18 protein-coding genes are annotated in these 14,306 nt (G+C 72.6%); 14 read left to right on the top strand and 4 right to left on the bottom strand.

Annotated features, from left to right (window positions below; genetic code table 11):
- Positions 1 to 26 precede the first annotated feature (26 nt).
- Genes KE274_RS08495 through KE274_RS08480 form a run of 4 tightly spaced genes read left to right on the top strand, consistent with a single transcriptional unit; the run spans position 27 to position 3,974 of the window.
- Positions 27 to 878, top strand: coding sequence for a tryptophan 2,3-dioxygenase (locus KE274_RS08495; RefSeq protein ID WP_211542770.1), 852 nt, complete (start codon positions 27 to 29; stop codon positions 876 to 878).
- Between the two features lies 1 nt (position 879).
- Positions 880 to 1,902: a hydrolase gene (locus KE274_RS08490; protein ID WP_211542768.1), complete on the top strand. Its 1,023-nt coding sequence runs from the start codon at positions 880 to 882 to the stop codon at positions 1,900 to 1,902.
- Position 1,903: 1 nt separating this feature from the next.
- Positions 1,904 to 3,145 carry a kynureninase gene (locus tag KE274_RS08485; RefSeq protein ID WP_211542766.1) on the top strand — a complete coding sequence of 414 codons (1,242 nt, stop codon included), beginning with the start codon at positions 1,904 to 1,906 and terminating at the stop codon, positions 3,143 to 3,145.
- Entirely contained in the window at positions 3,135 to 3,974 is an 840-nt protein-coding gene (locus KE274_RS08480; protein WP_211542764.1) for a PaaX family transcriptional regulator, read from the top strand. The genes KE274_RS08485 and KE274_RS08480 overlap by 11 nt, the downstream gene beginning before the upstream one ends.
- A 25-nt stretch (positions 3,975 to 3,999) precedes the next feature.
- Here KE274_RS08480 and KE274_RS08475 read toward each other — a convergent pair whose 3' ends face one another.
- Complete coding sequence (locus KE274_RS08475) at positions 4,000 to 4,491, bottom strand: FBP domain-containing protein (RefSeq protein ID WP_211542761.1); 492 nt, start codon at positions 4,489 to 4,491, stop codon at positions 4,000 to 4,002.
- A gap of 296 nt (positions 4,492 to 4,787) precedes the next feature.
- Between KE274_RS08475 and KE274_RS08470 the strand changes: the two genes are divergently transcribed.
- Positions 4,788 to 5,135 carry a hypothetical protein gene (locus KE274_RS08470; RefSeq protein ID WP_211542760.1) on the top strand — a complete coding sequence of 116 codons (348 nt, stop codon included), beginning with the start codon at positions 4,788 to 4,790 and terminating at the stop codon, positions 5,133 to 5,135.
- 18 nt (positions 5,136 to 5,153) lie between these two features.
- Here KE274_RS08470 and KE274_RS08465 read toward each other — a convergent pair whose 3' ends face one another.
- The gene (locus KE274_RS08465) at positions 5,154 to 5,531 is read right to left on the bottom strand and encodes a hypothetical protein (RefSeq protein ID WP_249186146.1); all 378 of its coding nucleotides are present in this window, start codon (positions 5,529 to 5,531) and stop codon (positions 5,154 to 5,156) included.
- A gap of 216 nt (positions 5,532 to 5,747) precedes the next feature.
- On the opposite strand from KE274_RS08465, the gene KE274_RS08460 reads away from it, so the two are divergent.
- Positions 5,748 to 5,954 (top strand): CsbD family protein, encoded by a 207-nt coding sequence (locus KE274_RS08460; protein ID WP_211542756.1) that lies wholly within the window; start codon positions 5,748 to 5,750, stop codon positions 5,952 to 5,954.
- A gap of 70 nt (positions 5,955 to 6,024) precedes the next feature.
- On the opposite strand, the gene KE274_RS08455 is transcribed toward KE274_RS08460, so the two are convergent.
- The gene (locus KE274_RS08455; RefSeq protein ID WP_017829325.1) at positions 6,025 to 6,189 is read right to left on the bottom strand and encodes a hypothetical protein; all 165 of its coding nucleotides are present in this window, start codon (positions 6,187 to 6,189) and stop codon (positions 6,025 to 6,027) included.
- Positions 6,190 to 6,309: 120 nt separating this feature from the next.
- Between KE274_RS08455 and KE274_RS08450 the strand changes: the two genes are divergently transcribed.
- From KE274_RS08450 to KE274_RS08425, 6 genes are all read left to right on the top strand, one after another.
- Positions 6,310 to 6,576: a DUF7218 family protein gene (locus tag KE274_RS08450; protein WP_211542754.1), complete on the top strand. Its 267-nt coding sequence runs from the start codon at positions 6,310 to 6,312 to the stop codon at positions 6,574 to 6,576.
- 6 nt (positions 6,577 to 6,582) lie between these two features.
- Complete coding sequence (locus KE274_RS08445; protein WP_211542752.1) at positions 6,583 to 7,659, top strand: carboxylate-amine ligase; 1,077 nt, start codon at positions 6,583 to 6,585, stop codon at positions 7,657 to 7,659.
- Between the two features lie 37 nt (positions 7,660 to 7,696).
- A complete protein-coding gene (locus tag KE274_RS08440) occupies positions 7,697 to 9,124 on the top strand; it encodes an MFS transporter (protein WP_211542750.1) in 1,428 nt (475 codons plus the stop codon).
- Positions 9,125 to 9,141: 17 nt separating this feature from the next.
- The gene (locus KE274_RS08435) at positions 9,142 to 9,987 is read left to right on the top strand and encodes an endo alpha-1,4 polygalactosaminidase (RefSeq protein WP_307872174.1); all 846 of its coding nucleotides are present in this window, start codon (positions 9,142 to 9,144) and stop codon (positions 9,985 to 9,987) included.
- Between the two features lie 107 nt (positions 9,988 to 10,094).
- Positions 10,095 to 11,138 (top strand): iron-containing redox enzyme family protein, encoded by a 1,044-nt coding sequence (locus KE274_RS08430; RefSeq protein ID WP_211542746.1) that lies wholly within the window; start codon positions 10,095 to 10,097, stop codon positions 11,136 to 11,138.
- Positions 11,135 to 11,368, top strand: coding sequence for a CDGSH iron-sulfur domain-containing protein (locus tag KE274_RS08425; protein ID WP_211542743.1), 234 nt, complete (start codon positions 11,135 to 11,137; stop codon positions 11,366 to 11,368). Before KE274_RS08430 ends, KE274_RS08425 begins: the two co-directional genes overlap by 4 nt.
- Here KE274_RS08425 and KE274_RS08420 read toward each other — a convergent pair.
- Positions 11,350 to 12,132, bottom strand: a complete 783-nt coding sequence (locus KE274_RS08420; RefSeq protein ID WP_211542741.1) for a YggS family pyridoxal phosphate-dependent enzyme — start codon at positions 12,130 to 12,132, stop codon at positions 11,350 to 11,352. The two genes, KE274_RS08425 and KE274_RS08420, sit on opposite strands and share 19 nt — an antisense overlap.
- 81 nt (positions 12,133 to 12,213) lie before the next feature.
- Between KE274_RS08420 and gabT the strand changes: the two genes are divergently transcribed.
- Together gabT and KE274_RS08410 are read left to right on the top strand one after the other, a co-directional pair.
- Positions 12,214 to 13,557, top strand: coding sequence for a 4-aminobutyrate--2-oxoglutarate transaminase (gene gabT, locus KE274_RS08415; protein WP_211542740.1), 1,344 nt, complete (start codon positions 12,214 to 12,216; stop codon positions 13,555 to 13,557).
- 28 nt (positions 13,558 to 13,585) lie between these two features.
- Positions 13,586 to 14,305, top strand: coding sequence for a glutamine amidotransferase (locus tag KE274_RS08410; protein ID WP_211542738.1), 720 nt, complete (start codon positions 13,586 to 13,588; stop codon positions 14,303 to 14,305).
- The last annotated feature ends 1 nt before the right edge of the window (position 14,306 follow it).

Here is a 14,306-nt window from a genome sequence, read left to right as displayed (position 1 = left end):
CGGCGTGAAAGTGATATGTTCTCCGCATGCACCCGGAGAACCAGCGCGCCCTGGAAGACGGCATCGTCACCGACCTGTCCGGCCGGATGACCTACGGCTCCTACCTCGCCCTGGACCAGCTGCTCACCGCGCAGCACCCCGTGAGCGAGCCGGAGCACCACGACGAGATGCTGTTCATCATCCAGCACCAGACCACGGAGCTGTGGCTCAAGCAGGTGCTGCACGAGCTGTCATCCGCGCGCACGCTGCTCGCCGCCGACGACCTGCGCGAAGCCCTCAAGCGCATCGCCAGGGTCAAGCGGATCCAGGACGTGATGACGCAGCAGTGGTCCGTGCTCGCCACGCTCACCCCCACCGAATACGCGCAGTTCCGCGGCGCACTCGGCAGCTCCTCCGGCTTCCAGTCGGTGCAGTACCGCGCCGTGGAGTTCGCGCTCGGCAACAAGAACGAGAAGATGCTCAGCGTGTTCCGCGACCACCCCGCGAACCTCGCCCTGCTCACCGCCGAGTGGGAGAAGCCCACGCTGTACGACGAGTTCCTGCGCTACGCCTCCCGCCGCGGGCTTCCCGTTCCCGCGGAGATCCTCGACCGCGACGTGCGCGAGCCGTACCGCGAGACCCCGGCGCTCGTGCCCGCGATCCGCGCCATCTACCAGGACCCCGGCACCCACTGGGACTTGTACGAGGCGTGCGAAGACCTGGTCGACCTGGAGGACAACTTCCAGTTCTGGCGCTTCCGTCACCTCAAGACGGTGGCGCGCACGATCGGTATGAAGATCGGAACGGGCGGGTCCAGCGGCGTCGGGTTCCTGCAGCGGGCCCTCGATCTGACGTTCTTCCCCGAGCTCTACACCGTGCGCACCGAGATCGGCGGCTGACGTGCACGCGGCGACCTTCTTCGACGGCGAGCGGTGGCGCGAGGGCGTCGTGGCGGTCGGCGACGACGGACGGCCGCGGCTGAGCGATGCCGCAGCCACCTCGGGGTCGCCGCGCCTCGAGGGGCGGATCGTCGGCGGGTTCACCGACCACCACGTGCACCTGCAGCTCGTCGACCACGAGCATCTCGCCACGTCGCGCCTCGGCCGGGTCGTGGACCTCGGCGGGAACCCCGCGGTGCTGCGCGCCATCGCGGTTCCCCCCTCCTCAGAAGCCGCGGAGCCGGCGCCGTCCGAAGCCGGGTCACGACCTTCGGGCGCCACGGATGAGGAGGTGCGGACGGACGTCCGCTACGCCGGAGCGTTCCTGACCCCGCCCGGCGGGTACCCGTCCGACCGGGACTGGGCGCCCGCGGGATCCGTCAGGGAGATCGCCGACACCGAGGCCGCGGCCACGGCGGTGGCGGAGATGGCGGCGGCCGGCGCCTCCTGCCTCAAGGTCGCGAGCAACAGCACGGCCGGACCCGTGTTCTCCGACGAGCTGTTCCGCGCGATCGTCGGACTCGCGGCGGCCCACGGCCTCCCCGTGGTCGCCCACTGCGAAGGGACGGGCGAGGCCGCGCGCGCGACACGTCTCGGCGCCTCCCTTCTCGCCCACGCCCCGTTCACCGAGCGCCTCGACGACACGGAGATCGCGCGCCAGGCAGCCGCCGTGTCGTGGATCTCGACGCTCGCCATCCACGACGACCGAGCCCGCGCGACCGCGGTCGACAACGTGCGACGGTTCCATGCCGCCGGGGGCACGGTGCTCTACGGCACCGACATGGGCAACGGGCCCACCCCGGTCGACCTCCGCCCCGCCGAGATCGCCGCACTGCGCGAGGCCGGGCTCGACGACGCCGCCCTGCTCCGCGCGCTCGCACCGGCCGACCCCCGCGCCCCTCGCACCGCTCTGCTCCTGCTGCCGGACGGGTCGACCGATCCGTGCGCCGCCCGCCCGCTGACCCCCGCCGACCTGAAGGTGTGACATGACCGACCGCTCCTCCGACGCCGCCCTGCTCGACGCCGCCCGCGCCCTCGACGCCGCCGACCCGCTCGCCCCGCACCTCGACGCGTTCGCCGAGGCCCCCGGCGTCACCGCCTACCTCGACGGCAACTCCCTCGGCCGACCGCTGCGGGACATCCCGGAGAAGCTCGCGGCGTTCGTGCGCGAGGACTGGGGCACCCGGCTCATCCGCTCCTGGGACGAGCAGTGGATGGCGCTGCCGACGCGCCTGGGCGACCGCATCGCCGAGGTCGCGCTCGGCGCCGCGGCGGGGCAGACCGTGGTGGCCGACTCGACCAGCGTGCTCATCTACAAGCTGATGCGCGCGGCGGCCGCGCACGATCGCGCCCGCACCGAGCTCGTGATGGAGACGGGCAACTTCCCCACCGACCGGTTCCTCGCCGAGGGCGTCGCCGCCGAGACCGGGCTGACCATCCGCTGGCTGGAGCCCGACCCCGTGCACGGCGTGACCGTGGACGACGTGGCGGCCGCGGTGTCCGACCGCACCGCGCTCGTGTCGCTCAGCCACGTGGACTACCGCTCCGGCGCCCTCGCCGACATGCCCGGCATCACCGCCGCGGCACACGCGGCCGGCGCGCTCATGATGTGGGACCTGTGCCACTCGGCCGGCGTCGTGCCGATGCAGCTCGACGCATGGGGCGTCGACCTCGCGGTCGGCTGCACCTACAAGTACCTCAACGGCGGGCCGGGCTCCCCCGCGTTCGCGTACGTCCGCCACGGGCTGCAGGGGGTGCTGCGGCAGCCCATCCAGGGGTGGTGGAGCGCGGAGGACATCTTCGCGATGGGGCCCGCGTACGTGCCGTCCGGTGACATCCGGCAGCTGCTCAGCGGCACCCCGCCCGTGACCTCGATGCTCGCGATGCAGGGGATGCTCGATCTGATCGAACAGTCCACGATCGCGGACGTGCGGGCCAAGTCGCAGTCGCTGACCGGGCTCGCCGTCCGCGCGTACGACGAGGTGCTCGCCCCGCTCGGCGTCCGCCTGCTGAGCCCCCGCGATCCGGCGCAGCGCGGTGGGCACGTGACGATCGGCCACCCCGACTTCCGCGACATCACGCGGCGGCTGTGGGCCGACGGCATCATCCCCGACTTCCGCTTCCCCGACGGCATCCGTCTCGGGCTCTCGCCGCTGAGCACCTCCCACATCGAGACCGTCACCGGCGTGCTGGCCGTGCGCGACGCCCTGGAGTCCGGTGACCACTGACGCCGCGGCGACCGCCCTGCTGGACGACATCGACGCGCGTCCCGGCAGCACGGCGTCGCTGCTGCGGACCGTGATCGGGCTGTATCTGCGCCCTCTCGGCGGCTGGATCTCCGCCGCCGACCTGGTGCGCCTCGCGGGCGAGCTGGGCATCCCGGTCGCCCAGGCGCGCACGGGCGTGACGCGCCTGAAGGCGAAGGGACTGCTGCTCGCCGAGCGCACCGACGTCGCCGGTTACCGCCTGAACCCGGCCGCGCTGCCCATGCTGGAACGCGGCGACCGGCGCATCTTCGCGGTGCGGCAGATGGACGACGCCGACCCGTGGTGCCTGGTGTCGTTCTCCATCCCGGAGAGCGCCCGCAGCGTACGGCACCAGCTCCGCCGCCGCCTGCAGTGGATCGGCGCGGGCGTGGTGTCGCCCGCCCTGTGGATCTGCCCCGGGCATCTGCGCGACGAAGCGGCGCAGATCCTGGAGGAGCTCGGCGCGCGGCAGTGGGCGACCCTGTTCGACGCCTCGGCCCCTGCTCCCGCGGGCACCCTGATCGAGGCGGCGGCGCAGTGGTGGGACCTGGAGGCGCTGCGGGCCGAGCACCTCGCGTTCCAGGAGTCGATCGCCGCGCTGCCGCCCGAGCCGTTCGCCGCGTACGTGCACCTGCTCGACCGGTGGCGCGTGCTGCCCTACACCGACCCTGGGCTGCCCGCGTCCATGCTGCCCGCGGACTGGCCGGGCTCCCGCAGCGTCGAGCAGTTCACGCGACTGTCGGCCGAACTGGCCGGCCCCGCCCTCGCCCACGTGCGCGCGGTCACGGCGGAGGCGGCGGCCCGGCGCTGAGGCACGGACCGCCGCCCGGGGAGGCTCAGGCCGTGCCGGCCACCTCGTGCACGAACCCGCTCACGTGCTCCTGCAGCCGCAGGATCCGCAGGTCGCGCGCGAGCTCCCGGTCGTAGCCCTGATACGCCAGCGGCGGCAACCGGCGCACCGCGCGGTTGCAGTCGAAGTCGGCGCACGCCAGCACGCCGACCGAGTCGCCCTTGCGCCCGGCCGGACCCGCCTTCCGCGCCACGAACAGCTGCACGTCGTTGCGGAGCGTGACGTCTTCGCACCACGAGCACTGGGCGCGGGCGAGCACCCGCTGCTCGGCACGCTGCAGGAGCACGCCGACGGGGGTGTCGTCCTGCCAGGTCACGACGTACGCGCGACGCGGCAGACGCGGGTCGGTCCAGCCGAGGAAGTCGAGCCGGTCGAAGTCGAGGTCGGCGAAGCCGACGGGGAGGGTGAGGTCGGAGACCTCCTTGCGAGAGGCGTTGAGGAAGGAGGCGCGAATGTCGCGCTCGTCGAGGGGACGCATGAGAGAAGTGCTTTCGGACGGTCGCCGTGCGGCGAGTCGGGTCAGAGGAAGGGCCCCGGACGGAAGCCCGGGTACGGTGCAGCACCGGGGACGGGGGTTCCGCCTCCGGCCGGTCCTCAGCCTCTGCCCGCGGCGCTGAACGCGCCTGCGGCTCCGCTCCGCGCCCCGGGGGCGCTCATCGACGACAGCACCCGGCGAGCCTACACCCGTTTGTTTCGCCCGATGTCGTGCGGCCTCGCGTCGCTCCGGCCCGGCGGCCTACTGTGGCCGGAACGCCCGACCAGAAGGAGACCACCGTGTCCACGCCGCGCCACCGCCTGTCACCCCTCGAGGTGAGCGAGCGTGCCGCGTGCATGTGCCGCACGGGAGGCCGCTGCTCCTCGATCGCCCCGGGGCACGCACTGCACTTGATCCAGGCGCGCCTGGCCGCCGCGACCCCGGGCGACTGGGTGGACGCGCTCGTGGAGTCCGCCGATCCCGCGTCCGGCGACCTGGTGGTGCGCACGCTCGACGGCGTCGCCCACGCCCTCTGGAACGGCTCGGGCGCCGCGCTCGAAGCCGCAGCGGGCTCGCCCGTCGCCCTGCACGTGCCCTACGGCGTGCTGGCCGTGGGAGACGCACGCTTCAACGTCGCCGCCGTCTGACGGCTGCGCGAGGCCCGGTCAGGCGCTCGCCATCATCATGTCGCGCACGGCCATGCACGCGTTCATGCACGCCTGGCACGCCTGCGCGCACAGGCGGCAGACGTCACTGTGATCGGCGTGCCGCATGCACTCGTCCATGCACAGCTGGCACATCGCGATGCACGCGTCGAGCATCGCCATCATCGTCGCGGGCGTCATGCCCTGCATCCGCAGCATCGACCGCATCATCGTGTGGCACATGTCGGCGCAGTTCATGCACGCGGGGGCGCAGTCCATCAGCTGCGTCGAGCACACCGTGCATGCCTGCTCGCACGCGGCGCACGCGTCCATACAGGCCTGCAGCACCGCCATGTCCATCATCGCCATGTCGGGCATCGACTCCATGCTCTTCGACATCGCGCCCATCATCGTCGCGTCCATCGGCACCGCTCCCTTCGTCGAGGACAAGCGGGCAGGACCACCCGCCTGGCGCCAGGCTAGCTGCTGTTCGTGCCTGCGTCGATGGGGGCGGAACGCTGACACGGCACCGCGCGATTGTCAATCCCGTGGACCCGTCGCCGGGGCGGTGCGAGGCTCGGAGAGCAATCGATCCGTCGAGGAGAGGAGCCCCACATGAGTGGCACAGACGACATCAAGAACTCCGCAGAGAAGCTGGGCGGGAAGGTCAAGGAGGGCGTGGGCAAGCTCACCGACAACGAGAAGCTCGAGACCGAGGGTCAGGCGGATCAGGTGAAGGCCGACGCCAAGCAGGCCGGCGAGAACGTGAAGGACGCCGCCGGCAAGGCCGGCGAGAGCGTCCGGGACGCGTTCGACCGCTGATCCCGCCCCGCTGATTCCATGAAGAGGGGGAGGCTCGCCGGACCGGCGAGCCTCCCCCTCCGCACACGGGTCAGACCTTGCGGCTGCCGCTGATCGCTCGGATCAGCCAGGCGATCACGGCGATAGCCAGGAGCACCAGACCGACCCACAGCAGGAACTGGAGCGACTGCACCAGTCCTCCGGTGATCGCGAGGATCACGGCGATGACGATGACGATGATCAGGAGGATGTTCATCGGTCTTTCCCTTCTCTGGGGGCGCGGGCGCCCGACTGCGGTGCCCTCACGCTAGACCGCGCGGCATCCTCATCCGAGGGGGTTGACTTCGACCCTCCGAGTGCGCGAAGGAGCAGAGCAATGCCAGGACGACGCAACACCTCACTCAAGGACCCGGAGCTGTACGAGGAGCTCCGGGACGACGGCGCCTCGAAGGAGAAGGCCGCCCGCATCTCCAACGCGGCCGCCCGCGACGGCCGCAGCACGGTCGGACGCCGGGGCGGGAAGCACGGCGACTACGAGGACTGGACGGTGGCCGAGCTGCGCACGCGCGCGAAGGAGATCGGCCTCACCGGCTACAGCGGCAAGCGCAAGGCCGAACTCATCTCCGCGCTGCGGAACCACTGAGGCGGGATGGCGCGCTTCGGGATCGAGGAGGAGTTCCTCCTCGTCGATGAGGAGTCCCTGGTCCCGGTCGCCCTGGCCGCCGGTGTTCTGGAGCAGATCGCCGGGCGGATGACGTCCGGCCGCGTGACCACCGAGTACCTGGCGTCGCAACTCGAGTGCGTCACGGAGCCCCTGCGCACGGCCGACGAGGCGGTGCGTCAGCTCACGGGCCTGCGCGCGCTGATCGCGGTGCCGATGCGCGAGAAGCGCGCGCTGGCCGCGCCCACGGGAGCCCCCTACGCGACGCTACGCGCCCCGCGGCTCTCCCCCTCCGCCCACTACGACGACGTGGCGCAGCGGCTCGCCCACCTGACCCGCGAGCACGAGGTGAACGGCATACACGTGCACGTGGAGCTCGCCGACGAGGAGGAGCGGGTGCGGGCGCTGAACCGGCTGCGGGCGTGGCTGCCGCTGCTGCTCGCCCTCAGCTCCAACAGCCCGTTCGCCGCCGGGCTCGACACCGGCTTCGCGAGCTGGCGGAGCGTGCTGATCCGCCGGTTGCCGTCGTCGTGGTGCCCGCCGCGGTTCCACGACCTCGACGACTACCGTGCCAGGGTGTCGCACCTGCTCGACCTCGGCACGATCGGCGAGGCCTCGTCGCTGTCGTGGGCCGTGCGGCTCTCCGAGCGCTACCCCACGGTGGAGGCGCGCGTGGCCGACACCCAGCTCACACCCGACGATGCCGTGCTGTCGGCGCTCCTCACCCGGGCCGTCGCGCTCGCGAGCGAGCAGCGCCTCCTGGTCGACGACTCGGCGACGATCGACGCCTCGCTGTGGACCGCCGCGCGGTCGGGAATGGCGGCGCGCCTGGTCGACCCGTTCACCGGCGAGGCCGCCCCCGCGTGGACCGTCGCCGAGCGGCTGCTCGCCGACATCGCTCCCGTGCTCGACGATCTCGGCGACCGCGACCGGGTGACCGCGGAGCTGGAGCGTCTGCGCATGGACGGCACGGGAGCCGCCCGGCAGCGGGCGGCCCACGACCGGGGCGGCGTGCCCGTACTGCGCGACCTGCTGCGCGCCGGGACCGGAGTGGCGACCGCCTGACCGCCCCGGCGTCCCCGGCCGGGAGTAGGGTCGGCTCGTGGCCTCCTTCGCCCCCCTCCAGCGGCTCGTGATCGCGATCGCCGTGCTCGCCTCGTTCGTGACCTTCCTCGACGGCACGGTGGTGAATGTCGCGCTGCCCGCCATCAGCCGGGAGCTCGGCGGCGGCATCACCACGCAGCAGTGGGTGGTGGACGCGTATCTCATCACCCTCAGCGCGCTGATCCTGCTGGCGGGCTCGCTGTCCGACGCGTACGGACGCGTGGTGGTCATGCGCATCGGCCTGATCGCGTTCGGCATCGCGTCGATCGCGGTCGCCGCGGCGGTCGACCCGCTCATGCTGATCATCGCGCGCGCGGCGCAGGGAGCCGCGGGCGCGCTGCTCGTGCCGAGCTCGCTCGCGCTCATCACCGCCACCATGCGCGGCGACGTGCAGGCCAGGGCGATCGGCGTCTGGACGGCGTTCACGACCGCGGCGCAGCTCGTCGGCCCGCTGCTGGGCGGGCTGTTCGTCGACTTCCTGTCGTGGCGGTTCGTGTTCCTCATCAACGTGCTGCCGATCGGTGTGACGCTGCTGCTGCTGGCACGACTGCGCCTCCCCGAGCGACCGCGCGGCGTACGGGTGGACTGGTGGAGCGGCGCGCTGTGCGCCGTGGGGCTCGGCGCGGTCGTGTTCGCGCTGATCGAGCAGCCCAACCTCGGATGGGGCTCCCCGGCGATCTGGATTCCCGGGGTCGCGGGTGCCGGGCTGTTCGCCGCGTTCCTGCTGCGCCAGCGCCGCTCGGCCTCGCCGCTCATGCCGCTGTGGCTCTTCCGCGTGCGCGACTTCGGGTGGGGCAACCTCGCGACGCTATTCGTGTACGCCGCGCTCTCGCTCAACGGCTTCGTGGTCGGCGTGTACCTGCAGCAGGGCGCGGGGCTCAGCGCCACGGCCGCGGGGCTGGCGAGCCTGCCCATGACGATCCTCATGATCCTGGTGAGCTCGCGCGCGGGCGGCTGGGCGGGGCGCTGGGGTCCGCGCATCTTCATGACGGTCGGCCCGCTGATCATGGCCGTCGGTGCGCTGATGCTGCTGACCGTGTCGGCCGCGTTCGACTACTGGTGGCAGGTGCTCCCCGCCATGATCGTGATGGGACTGGGGCTGTCGCTCACGGTCGCTCCGCTGACGGCGGCGATCCTCGGTGCGATCGACGAGAACCACTCGGGCATCGCCTCGGCCGTGAACAACGCGGTCTCGCGCGTGGCCGGGCTGCTGGTGGTGGCCATGCTGTCGACCATCGTCGGCGGGGCGCTCGACCTCGATGGTTTCCACAACGCCGCGTGGGTCACCGCCACGCTGCTCGTGCTGGGCGGAGTCGTGTCGTGGATCGGCATCCGCCGCAACCCGTCGGAAGACCAGGGCACCGCGGCCGATGGCGCTCCCGCTCCCGCTCCGGCCCCGGCCCCGCCGGTGCCGGGCCGCGGCTGATGGGACGACACCGTCGCGTGGCTGCCGCGCTCGCGCTCGCGGCGGGCCTCATGCTCGCGGGCTGCGGCGCTCTCCCGGCCACGGCCCCGGGCTCGGCCGCGGGCGACGACACCGGTGCCGGGGCCGATACCAGTCCCGAGGTCACCCTGCCACCGGGCGACGCCCTGCCCGACTACCAGCTCGGCGGCGCGTACGACCCGCCCGTGGGCGTGGGCGTCGTCGGCCGCGACCGCGCGGCCGAGCCCGCGCAGGGCATGTACTCGATCTGCTACGTGAACGGCTTCCAGACGCAGCCGGGCGAGCTGTCCGACTGGCCGGGCGACCTTCTCCTTCGGCCCGGCGGCGAGGTGGCGTTCGACCCCGACTGGCCGGACGAGGCGCTGCTCGACACGAGCACCGCCGACCGCCGCTCCCGCATCGCCGCGATCGTGGGCCCGTGGATCGAAGGGTGTGCCGCGTCGGGGTTCCAGGCGGTGGAGTTCGACAACCTCGATTCGTACACCCGCTCGCAGGGGACGCTGGACCTCGACGACAACCTCGCCCTGGCCGCCCTGCTGGTCACGGTCGCGCACGACGCCGGACTCGCCGCGGGGCAGAAGAACGCGGCAGAAGACGCCGCCGAACTGCGCGAGCGCGCGGGCTTCGACTTCGCCGTGACCGAGGAGTGCGCGGCCTACGACGAGTGCGGCGCCTACGCCGCGGTGTACGGCGAGCACGTGATCGACATCGAGTACACCGACGAGCTGCCGCGGCCGTTCGCGGAGCTGTGCCGCGCGGACGACGCCCCCCGATCGATGGTGCTGCGCGACCGGGAACTGCGCACACCGCGCGACGCGGGCTACGCCTTCGCCGCCTGCCCCTAGGTCTCCCGGCGGACTCTGCCGTGCCGAGGGCTTCGCGTCAAGTCCCTGGCCGCGCCCGCGTGCCCGCGCGAGGATGCCGGTGATCGAACCGATGGGAGCCCTTCCTCATGACCGCCTCCACCCTCACTGCCGACACCGCCGTCGGCTTCTCCCCGCGCGGCCCGCTGTCGGCCGCCGTCCTGTCGTCCCTCACTCGCGACGACGACACCGCGATCCTCCCGGAGCTCGCGGCGGCCGCCGTCGCCGACAGCACCGACGTCGTCCGTGACGACGACATCCAGCTCTCGCTCTTCCTGCTCTACGCCTCCTCGTACGGTTCCCTTCCCGCGCTGGACGCGTCGCGCGAGTGGGACGCGGGCCTCGTCACCGCCCGGCGCCTGCTCGAGGACGCGTTCGAAGCGGCCCTGCGCGAGACCGTGCCGGTGCCCGAGCTTCCCGAGCCGACCGTCGACGCGGTGGGACGCGCGCTGTTCGCTCTCGCCGCGGCCGACAACGGACCGAGCCTGTCGCGCTACCTGGCGAAGAAGGCCACGCGCGAGCAGGCCGAGGAGTCGCTGATCCTCCGCTCCATCTACACGCTGCGCGAGGCCGACCCGCACTCCTGGGCGATCCCGCGGCTGACCGGACGCCCCAAGGCGGCGCTCGTGGAGATCCAGTCCGACGAGTACGGCGGCGGCCGTCCGCAGCGGGTGCACGCGGAGCTCTACGCCAGGGCGATGCGCGCCGCCGACCTCGACGACACCTACGGTGCGTACGTCGACGACGCCCCCGCGATCACGCTCGCCTCGCACAACCTGATGAGCCTGTTCGGACTCAACCGTCGCCTGGTCGGAGCGATCGTGGGACACCTGGCGGCGTACGAGATGACCTCGTCGATCCCGTGCCGGTTCTCCGCGGACGGACTGCGCCGGCTCGGCTTCGCCGACGACGTGGCCGCGTACTTCGACGAGCACGTGGAGGCCGACGCGGTGCACGAGCAGATCGCCGCGCGCGACCTCGCCGGGAGCCTGGCGGAGGACCGTCCCGAGCTGCTGGGCGACATCGTGTTCGGCGCCGCCGCGTGCCTCGTCGTGGACGGCTGGGCGGGGCAGCACACGCTCGACGCGTGGGGCTCCGGCCGGTCGGCGCTGCGCGAACGGGCGGCGTCGTGAGCGGCCGGGGCGAGCCGGTCACCGTCACGGCCTACCCCGACGGGCCGCTGCTGGTCCGCGGTGACATCGAGGTGCGCGCGGCGGACGGCCAGCTGATCGACCCCGGCCGTCGCACGGTCGCGCTGTGCCGGTGCGGGCTGTCGGCCGTCAAGCCGTTCTGCGACGGCACGCACAAGGCCGCCGGGTTCCGCACCGACGACGAGGCGCCGCGTCAGCCCTCCGGCCAGTAGTAGCTGTCCGGGAGGGCGCGCGCGCCGAAGATCGCCTGTCCGACGCGCACGCACGTGGCGCCCTCCTCGACGGCGATCTCGTAGTCGCCGGACATCCCCATCGACAGCTCGCCGTCGCCGATGAGGTCGGGGGCGTCGGCTCTGGCACGGTCGCGCAGTTCGCGCAGCACCCGGAAGCACCCGCGCACCCTGGCCTCGTCCGGCGTGAGGATCGCGAGGGTCATGAGCCCGCGCACGCGCAGCGACGAGTACACCGGCATCACCTTGAGGAACGCGGACAGTTCTTCGGGCGGCATGCCGAACTTCGAATCCTCCGCGGAGGTGTTCACCTGCACGAACACGTCGAGACTCCGACCGGCCGCCTGCAGCCGACGGTCGAGCGCCTCGGCGACCCGGAGGCGGTCGAGCGCCTGGAACTCGTGCGCGAACGCGGCGACGTCCCGTGCCTTGTTGGTCTGCAGGTGCCCGATGATCGCCCACGACACGTCGAGGTCTCCGGTCTCGCGGTGCTTGCGCACGGCCTCCTGCACCTTGTTCTCGCCGAGCACACGCAGTCCCGCCTCGATCGCCACGCGCACCCGGTCGGTCGGGACGGTCTTGCTGACCGGCAGCAGCCGCACGCTCGCCGCGTCCCTCCCCGCACGCTCCGCCGCGGCGGCGATGCGTGCGCGGACGGCGGCGACATTGGCGTGGAAGTCGCGGACGGTCGTGGCCGTGGGGTAGCGGGCGGAGGCGCTCTCCTCCTCCTCGACAGACTTTGACATAGGCCAAAATCTAACATAGCTTCGGAGCACGCCGCGCACCCGCCGGCGTCGTCGCCCCGTCCCCTCCGAAGGAGCCCGCCCATGACCGCGCCCGGCCTGTTCACCGACACCGCCCTGGTCACCCCGCGCCTGCGCACCGAGGTGCCAGGACCGCGCAGCCGCGCCCTGCACGAGAGGCGGCAGCGCGTCGTGCCCCGCGGCGTCGGCAGCGTGCTCCCGGTGTACATCGAGCACGCGGACGGCCCCTGGGTCACCGACGTCGACGGCAACCGCTTCCTCGACCTCGGCAGCGGCATCGGCGTCACGACCATCGGGCACACGAACCGCGCGGTCGTCACCGCGGCGGCGGAGCAGCTCGATCGCGTCACCCACACCCTCTTCACGGTCACGCCGTACGAGGGCTACGTGCGCCTGGCCGAACTGCTCGCCGCGCGCACCCCCGGCGACCACGAGAAGCGCACGATGCTCGCGAACTCCGGCGCCGAAGCGGTCGAGAACGCCGTGAAGATCGCCCGACGGCACACGGGACGCCGCGCCGTCGCCGCACTCGACCACGCCTTCCACGGCCGCACCACCCTCGCGCTCGCGATGAACCATCGGGCCGTGCCCTACGGCGCCGGCTTCGGCCCCTTCGCGCCGGATGTGCACCGCGTCCCCAACTCCTACCCGTACCGCGACGGCCTGAGCGGTCCCGAGGCCGCCGCCCGCACGATCGACTACCTCGAGCAGCGGATCGGCGCCGACGACCTCGCCGCGGTCATCGCCGAGCCCATTCAGGGAGAGGGCGGATTCGTGGTCCCCGCGGACGGCTACCTCCCGGCTCTGCAGGACTGGTGCACGCGTCACGGCGTGGTGTTCATCGCCGACGAGATCCAGACCGGGCTCGGCCGCACCGGCACCTGGTTCGCCAGCGAGCACTTCGGGCTCGTGCCCGACCTCGTGCTCACCGCGAAGGGCGTCGCGGGCGGACTCCCGCTCGCGGGCGTCACGGGGCGTGCCGAGATCATGGACGCACCGGACCCCGGTGGCCTCGGCGGCACGTTCGGCGGCAACCCCGTGTCGATCGCAGCGGCACTGGCCGTGTTCGAGGAGCTCGCGGACGGCGACTTCTTCGCCGACGCGAACCGCATCGGCGCACATCTGACGGAGCGCTTGAAGGAGCTGGCTTCGCGTCACCGCATGATCGGCGACATCCGCGGCATCGGGGCGATGCAGGCGTTCGAGGTGAGCGAGCCCGGCACCACGCGGCCCCGTGCGGGCGCCGCGGCGGCGATCGCGGAGTATGCCGCCCAGCGGGGCATCCTGCTACTGACGGCGGGCAGCGACGGCAACGTCATCCGCTTCCTTCCCACGCTCACCACGACTGACGCCCAGCTCGACACCGCGCTCGACGTGATCGACGCCGCGCTGGCCGCACTCGCCTGACCGCCCGCCCCCTCTGGAGTCGGAGAACATGACTGCCTCGAGCCCCACGCGCACCGCTCTCGCCCTTCGCCACATCGCCTTCGAAGACCTCGGCACCCTCGCGCCCCTGCTGGCGGACCGCGGCTACCGCATCCGCTATCGCGATGCCGGCGTCGACGAGCTCGACCCGGGCGAGGTCGCCGCAGCCGACCTGCTCGTGGTGCTCGGCGGCTCCATCGGCGTGTACGACGACGAGCACTACCCATTCCTCACCGCCACCAAGGCCGCTGTGTCCGCGCGGCTCGCCGCCGACCGCCCCACGCTCGGCATCTGCCTGGGCGCGCAGCTGATCGCCGAGGCGTTGGGCGCCACGGTGGCGCCGACCGGTGCCGTCGAGATCGGCTACGCGCCCCTGACGCTGACCCCGGACGGCCGCGCATCGCCGCTGTCGGCGCTCGACGGGGAGCCCGTGCTGCACTGGCACGGCGACGCCTTCGAGATCCCGCGCGGCGCCCGGCACCTGGCCCGCACACCCGGCTTCCCGCATCAGGCGTTCTCGATCGGACGCGCGCTCGGGCTTCAGTTCCACCTGGAGGCCGACCATCGCATGATCGAGCGCTGGCTGATCGGTCAGGCACACGAGCTGCATCACGTCGGCATCGACCCGCGCACGATCCGGGAGCAGGCGGCGACGCACGGCCCCCGCCTCGAGAGCCTCGCCCACACGGCGATCGGCTCCTGGCTCGACGAGGTCGAGGCGACGCGCTGAG

Origin of the sequence: Microbacterium paraoxydans (assembly GCF_018224615.1) — a bacterium.
In the GTDB taxonomy this organism is placed as follows: Bacteria; Actinomycetota; Actinomycetes; order Actinomycetales; family Microbacteriaceae; genus Microbacterium; species Microbacterium paraoxydans_B.
Note: the sequence above shows the minus strand (reverse complement) of the source record. Positions and strands in the feature narration are given on the sequence as shown.

Coding starts and splice junctions, on each gene's coding strand:
- KE274_RS08495 (WP_211542770.1), top strand. CDS start 27: ATGCACCCGGAGAACCAGCGCGCCCTGGAAGACGGCATCGTCACCGAC.
- KE274_RS08485 (WP_211542766.1), top strand. CDS start 1,904: ATGACCGACCGCTCCTCCGACGCCGCCCTGCTCGACGCCGCCCGCGCC.
- KE274_RS08475 (WP_211542761.1), bottom strand. CDS start 4,491: ATGCGTCCCCTCGACGAGCGCGACATTCGCGCCTCCTTCCTCAACGCC.
- KE274_RS08465 (WP_249186146.1), bottom strand. CDS start 5,531: ATGTCGAAGAGCATGGAGTCGATGCCCGACATGGCGATGATGGACATG.
- KE274_RS08460 (WP_211542756.1), top strand. CDS start 5,748: ATGAGTGGCACAGACGACATCAAGAACTCCGCAGAGAAGCTGGGCGGG.
- KE274_RS08455 (WP_017829325.1), bottom strand. CDS start 6,189: ATGAACATCCTCCTGATCATCGTCATCGTCATCGCCGTGATCCTCGCG.
- KE274_RS08450 (WP_211542754.1), top strand. CDS start 6,310: ATGCCAGGACGACGCAACACCTCACTCAAGGACCCGGAGCTGTACGAG.
- KE274_RS08445 (WP_211542752.1), top strand. CDS start 6,583: ATGGCGCGCTTCGGGATCGAGGAGGAGTTCCTCCTCGTCGATGAGGAG.
- KE274_RS08430 (WP_211542746.1), top strand. CDS start 10,095: ATGACCGCCTCCACCCTCACTGCCGACACCGCCGTCGGCTTCTCCCCG.
- KE274_RS08420 (WP_211542741.1), bottom strand. CDS start 12,132: ATGTCAAAGTCTGTCGAGGAGGAGGAGAGCGCCTCCGCCCGCTACCCC.
- gabT (WP_211542740.1), top strand. CDS start 12,214: ATGACCGCGCCCGGCCTGTTCACCGACACCGCCCTGGTCACCCCGCGC.
- KE274_RS08410 (WP_211542738.1), top strand. CDS start 13,586: ATGACTGCCTCGAGCCCCACGCGCACCGCTCTCGCCCTTCGCCACATC.